Below are 6,407 nucleotides of genomic sequence, written 5' to 3'. Positions count from 1 at the left end.
GTCAAATCTATCCAAGGCGCCACGGACGTCTTTGACCGGCGCAGCGCAAGCGCTGCCGGATTGGGGAATAGGTTAACGGTAGACCCGCAGACTCTGACTCTGTTAGTCCTGGTTCGAATCCAGGTTCCCCAGCCAACTAATTCACAAGTCATTGATATATAACGAGAAAACAGGACTCAAAATCTGCATTCTCAGTCGAATCGACCAACTGGTGCCCAAAACTGGTCCCCGGAACTGGTGCCCAACAGCGCCATTTCGGAAACGGGATGACGGGTTATGGCTCGACGACACGACGTTCAAAATCTCCTGCGCCGCGGTAACATCTGGTATTGGCGCCCACGCATACCATCCGTACTTTTTCAATCTGACCTTAACCGGAAGCTGTCATTCAGCTTGAGGCAATCCGACCACGAGCGTGCAAAGTTCATGGCGCGCCGCCTCAATACCATGCTCTCTGAGTTGCGATTTCGACGGGACTTGAAAATGACACGGGAAGACAGTCTGAAAAAATTGTTCAAGGCGGAAATAGATCGCATGAACGACTTGATGGACGATATAGTGACTGCCGCCCGGGCAACTGGCAGCCACGACAACCCCGGCCACCTTGAAGCCGATCTGGTATCAGGTTGGACCTTTCGTCTACTCGAACGTTTCGGCACGGCAATGGACCTGTCATTCAAGAACGATTGTGCCGGACACCAGTTCCTCGCCGAAAACAATGTTCGGGATGACTTCATACCTGTCATTGCCGAAACGTATCGGCAGGAAAGACAATTCGCCCGTAGCGCCATGTTCGAAAACGCTCTCAAGCAAGAGATGGAAGACGTAGGTCTGAACATAACCCGGCTCAATCTGGAGCGCGCCCGTTCCGAGACATTCCGAGCCAAGGCTGACGTACTGCTGAATACTCGATCCCTCTACCCGATTGCTTTCCGTGATAACGCAAAGGATCAGTCTCTTGCCAAAGCAGCAGCTCAGGACGCCCCTCTCAAAATCGTTGCCCGCCCTGAAGAAGACGCCGGGATTGAAGCAACCGTCAGAGACGATGACGAGATACCAAACGAAAAGAAAGTCTCTGGCCAAGAAGCCCTGCAACAGGAAACGGCGTCCAGCCCAGTTCAGGATACTGAACTCGCTGCCGGAAACAGGCAGGTGCTGCTTCCGGTATCGCAGTTCATGGACATCTTCGAGATCTGGAAGCGAAACAAGGGAGAAGGCTGGACGGCTGAGACGGCACGCGACGCACGAAACGCTGTCAAGATGTTCACGGAAGTTCTTGTTAAATTCAATGTCGAACACACCGGGCAAATTCGTCAGGCACATCTGGCCGCATTTAGAGACTTCCTCGGGCTGCTCCCGAAAAACTATGGCCAAAGCACCCGTATGCGCGCACTCACCGCTCCAGAACTGGAAGATATCGGATTGAAGCGACTTGACGAAGCCGATGACGAGACCGATGCGAAGGTTGGACTTGCGGCCGCAACGGTCCGAAAGCACATGACCAACCTTCAATCTTTTCGCGATGTGCTCGCCTCGCGTGGACATACGATCATTCAATTTGAAACCAAAGGTTTGATGCCGTCGAAAAGGGACGCCCAAGAACAGGCTGCGCTAACAGCAAAGCCTGGCCCGGACAAGACCGAGAGATTGTTTCAGATGCCCATATTCACGGGCGTAGAATCCGAAACAGCTCAGATGACAGCAGGACCGAGAACGATCCATAATTCCCTTTATTTCATCCCCTTGATGTTGGTCTACACGGGGATGCGCAGGGCGGAAGCAGCAGGTCTATCGGTCAATGACATTGAAAAATTGCCGAACGGATGGGCGATTGAAATCAGGAAAAATAGCATCCGCCGCCTGAAGAAAAAACAATCAGAGAGAACCCTACCAATTCCGCCTGAGCTGCTAAGATTGGGTTTTCTGGACTATGTCGAGGAGATCCGATCGCTCGGCTACGATGCCCTGTTCCCGGAACTGATAAACCCATTCAAAGCCCAAAACGCAGATCCCGGGGATCGTTTTTACAAGAATTTCCTGCCGTTATTTGTAGCCAATGCGGCAAACGGCGGCCCTTACTGGGACCGGGTGCTACATGCCCTTCGTCACGGTAACGCAGATACGTTGAAACAAAATGGAATTTCCCCGGAACTCATCGAAGATATTCACGGACGGCAAAAAGAAACCGAGACCGGCAGGCGATATACCAATCCGGCAGGCCTGTCGTTGGTTAGCGAGCTTTTGGCAAAATATCCGGTTGTGTCAGCACATCTGGAACCCAAACCCATCGAGCTATTAAGTTTCGTTGCTACGAAGGATCCGGCACCATGGTTTGAGGATCCTGACAAGAAACGTGGTCGGCGCGGTAAACGATAGTGGCTATTTCTGCCTTTTGAATTGGGCTTACAAGTTTTAACGCCCCGCAATGCTTAAGAAGGTTTCGCCGGTTTGACTTTCCCCTTGCCCTCGCATTTTGGGAAATTCACGCAGCCGAGGAAGGCACCGTAACGGCCGGACCGTTTTACCAACCATCCATCCTGGCACTCCGGACAAGCCGGAAAATCCTCGCCGCAACTGCATCGGAGCGTGTCCGAATCTGATCTACTCCTCATTGGAGCATCTTGACCACAAACAGGGCAACAAGGACTTGAATGACCGCAAAGCCTGCGATGTTCGCAAACAAGATATGGCCTTCGGGATTTGGCAGAACCGGGCACCATTTGTCCGCCGCATTCACTGCATTTCGCCTGGGGCGTGACTTCCCTGTCGTCGGAAACAACACCAATTGCGGCGGTCTCCATCACCTCCTTGACGAAGACGGATGGTTCATCTCGATCGGCCAGAATTGTCACAGACTTCTTGGCGCGCGTGAGTGCGACATAGAACAGTCTGCGCTCTTCCGCATGATCGAAGTTTTCCGGTTCGGGCAACACCAGATCCAGTAATGGGTCATCGACAATCTCCGAGGGAAATCCCAACCGACCAGCTGCCGCACCCAAGATCACAACATGGTCGGCCTCAAGCCCCTTAGATCCGTGGACAGTCATAAAGCGTATGGACAAATTCGAATAACCGGAGCTTGTCTGGCTCAAAGATTTGGGCTTTTGAAAATTATATCGCCCGAGCAGCAAAACGGTCGCCTCGGCGCCATTTGTCCGGCTTATTATGGCATCGAGTGCTGATCTCAGCGCATGATCCACCTGACGGCGCCGATAGTGTATGATCGAGAAACAAGGGCTGTCGGCGGACCGGGCCGAAACAACCTTCTTTTTGATCTGCATCGGGTTCTTGAGCACGAAATCACGTGCGGGCAACGCAATCTTATCGACACTTCGAAAGGTGCGACCAAGATCCACGACTGCATGCACTCCGTCTTTTCCGGCAAAATGACCGCCAAACACTTCCCCAAAATGGCGCATCAAGTGCAGGTCTGATCCTGCAAACCGATAGATTGACTGCCAGTCGTCCCCGACTGCGAAAATCCGGGCGTCCTTGTGCTGGGCTTTCAGCGCCAGGAGCAATTGCGCACGCCCTTCCGAGATGTCCTGGAACTCATCGACCAGAAGGTGTCGGAAACGGCTCTGGTATCGACCACTTTTTACATACTCGGTTGCCCTTGTGATCATGTCCTCGAAATCAATCCGACCACCCAACCGGTTCTTGTAGGCCTCATAGACGGCCTCAAATATCTTCAGGAACGACAGGGAGCGTGCCTTGTCCTCCAATTTCCGGGCGCGTTCCTGGCACGCGCCTATTGATGTGCCTGAACTCTTGAAGTGCCGAAGGAACGTGCCGAGCGTTTGTGTGAATGCATCGATTTCACCCATCTCGACCAGTTTCTCGAGAATGCGTTCTGGCGGGATCGGATTGAACGTCACGTGCGGAACGAGCTTTTCCTCAAGAGCCTCGGTCAATCGGTTTTCGACACGTTCATAACTGTAGGTTTCGATCAGCGTCGTGCCATGCTCAAGATGGATCCGCCGCTTCCAATCCATACCCTCGAGATAGCTTACACGCTCAACATGAGGAGCCGTAACCAACCGTATCTCGCCATCCGGGCCTTTTTTCTTCCGAACCCCGAAATGCTCCAAGTAAACGCCACTTTCGGTCAAGCGGAAGTCAGGCGTATAGGCCTTGCGGGTATTGTCCGGAAGTGGATGTTCGTAATCCGGCTCATACTCATAGGCGAGGCCATTGAGATAAAGCCAGTTGGCGATCTCCAGTTCCTCGAAGCTGCGAACCAGTTCTCCCTGCATGGTTCGAAGCTCGCAGGATTCGACATAGTCGTAGTATTGGGACCTGTTCTTGAAATCCCATTCGTTCTTGTACGGCTGCAAAAGTTCCGAGAACCATTTCAACAACAACAAGGCCATGTCCGGCCGCGAGGCCACGTCGTTGAGCATGATATCTCGTAGCAGGGCTCTGAATTGAGCCTCATCGCTCGCATGAGGAGCCAGAGCGGGAACGCCCTTCTCAACCTCACGAATGATTTCATAACCGAGAGCGTGAAACGTCGATGCGGTAACGGACGCCCCCGCCCGCTCCTCTATTCTCTCCGCCATCTCTGCCGCCGCCGCCTTGCCGAATGCCAGCAACAGGATATCGTCAGGTGCCCGAATACTTTGCCGGATGAGGTATGCCGCCTTGGCGACTATGACACTGGTCTTTCCCGACCCCGCACCTGCCAAAACGAGTGTCGCGTCTTCATCGGTCAGAACAGCTAGCCGCTGCTCGGGCGTAAGAGGGTTGGATTCGATTTCATCGAGAAATGCTGCAACCTCGACAAGTTCCGCCTCTATGAACGCGTCGATAGCCTTTCGCCGCACCATCTCGGGCGATTTCCGGAAATCTAGAATTCCACCAACCAGTTCCTCTTGCTCGGTGGGCAAGGCACCATCGGGGATAAGATCCGGTAGGAACTTCAGAGCGTCATCGGCGCGACCAATGAAGGGGTTCAGAAGGCAGGCTGAAGGGTAACGCCTTGGCCTTTTTAGACGATCCACAACATCCGAAACCACGGAAAGTTCATCCAGAGCGCCACTGACAAGCTTCTCAAAGTGTTCGCGCCAAGCCGTCCTAATCGCCGAGATCATTCGGTCAGCTTCTTCCCGCTTCACTCCGGCGACCTTGATCTCGCTGCCGTCGACAAGCGGCAGGACGAGCACCGTAAAACTCAGTTTCTTCGTCAGGAAAGGCGGACCGGCAACTTGCGCATATTCGATTGCCCGTGAAGATCGACCCGAGAAGGTCATCCCTTTTCGTGAGAGGGTTGCGCCGTGATATTCGAAACCCAAGGGACGGAGAAAAAAGCCAGCGATCGTTCCGCGTATGATCGTCATTTGTCGCTCTGGATCCGGCTTCATTGCTGTTCGCTCTACTTCTGTCTGGAAACTCGTCCCCGCTTTTTGGAACAGGCACCAGTTAAACTGCCAACATCCATATTTGCATTTGTTTCCCCTCCCCGATCGCATTTCTTTAACCTTGCGATCGTTTCCCCCGCGGACACGATGAATTGGTTGTGCCAGTTTCCAGCTGTCTCCGGCGACATCGCCGGGATTAGGCAGCTCGTAAAAGTCTTCCGACATTTGAGCGAGCTGCTGTCAGCAAGAAGGAATGCACATGACCAAATCTCGGAATGATATGGAGGAACTCCACGCCGCAGCACAAACATCAATGAGTGAACCATGGGCCGTCGATATCGCAATGTCGAAGCTCTTCGAGATCCGCAGTTGTCTTTATGATCCAGCAGCAAGCACGAACGATGGCACCATCAATGACCTCATTGTTATAGAAGATGTCGCCCTGAAGTCCATTGCAGATGCCAAAGCCCAGACGCTGGAAGCCGTCATGGAAAAGTTCGCCCTCCTGTCATCCGAACTTAGCCGGGCTCCGGTTTCGCGCCCGGTCCGGATGCTGGCAACATCACTGTGCTGCGATGTCGAAGACCTGCTGAACACCTGACCGTTTCAGCTTTTTAAAACAAAACCGCCAGAGTTCTGCCCTGGCGGTTTTGTTTTGTCTTTATTTGGATGCGCTGTTGTCTCACAGACCATTAGCTGACCCGTTGAAGCTGACACCCCGCCGCGGAAATAATTTCCAGAACATCTGCCTCATCCAACTTGTGACCTTCAATGAGCGCATCAGCCAAGGCATGAAGCGCAGTTTCATTTTCCTGAAGGAGCGAGCTTGCATCCTCAAAAGCCTTGCCGAGGATTTTGTCGACACGGCCCCGAAGACCGGCATCTGACAACAACACATCCGGAACACGTCTGGAGCCACTGAGAGCAAGGTGAACAAGACTGTTTCCCAGACCGTATGAGGCCTCCAGTTCAGTTGCGATCCGAGTTGCCGAAGCAAGATCAGAATGGGATCCTCCACCTCCCCCGTCCGACATGTCTCCAAAGATG

At 53.2% G+C, this 6,407-nt stretch carries 3 protein-coding genes, 1 tRNA gene and 1 pseudogene; 3 read left to right on the top strand and 2 right to left on the bottom strand.

The annotated features are described in order from the left end of the window. The first annotated feature begins 61 nt into the window (after positions 1–61). Together ABJN75_RS02400 and ABJN75_RS02395 are read left to right on the top strand one after the other, a co-directional pair. Positions 62–135: transfer RNA gene (locus ABJN75_RS02400), tRNA-Gln, on the top strand. Positions 136–483: 348 nt separating this feature from the next. After that, a complete protein-coding gene (locus tag ABJN75_RS02395; RefSeq protein ID WP_348335777.1) occupies positions 484–2,376 on the top strand; it encodes a tyrosine-type recombinase/integrase in 1,893 nt (630 codons plus the stop codon). A gap of 53 nt (positions 2,377–2,429) precedes the next feature. Here ABJN75_RS02395 and ABJN75_RS02390 read toward each other — a convergent pair whose 3' ends face one another. Continuing rightward, positions 2,430–5,585, bottom strand: coding sequence for a UvrD-helicase domain-containing protein (locus tag ABJN75_RS02390; RefSeq protein ID WP_348436499.1), 3,156 nt, complete (start codon positions 5,583–5,585; stop codon positions 2,430–2,432). 28 nt (positions 5,586–5,613) lie between these two features. Between ABJN75_RS02390 and ABJN75_RS02385 the strand changes: the two genes are divergently transcribed. Then, positions 5,614–5,961, top strand: a complete 348-nt coding sequence (locus ABJN75_RS02385; protein ID WP_348436497.1) for a hypothetical protein — start codon at positions 5,614–5,616, stop codon at positions 5,959–5,961. Positions 5,962–6,052: 91 nt separating this feature from the next. Here the strand turns inward: ABJN75_RS02385 and ABJN75_RS02380 are convergent. Continuing rightward, a pseudogene (locus ABJN75_RS02380) lies at positions 6,053–6,407 on the bottom strand (hypothetical protein); the annotation flags it as partial.

The organism is Hoeflea sp. (assembly GCF_039975035.1).
GTDB lineage: Bacteria > Pseudomonadota > Alphaproteobacteria > Rhizobiales > Rhizobiaceae > Hoeflea.
Note: the sequence above shows the minus strand (reverse complement) of the source record. Positions and strands in the feature narration are given on the sequence as shown.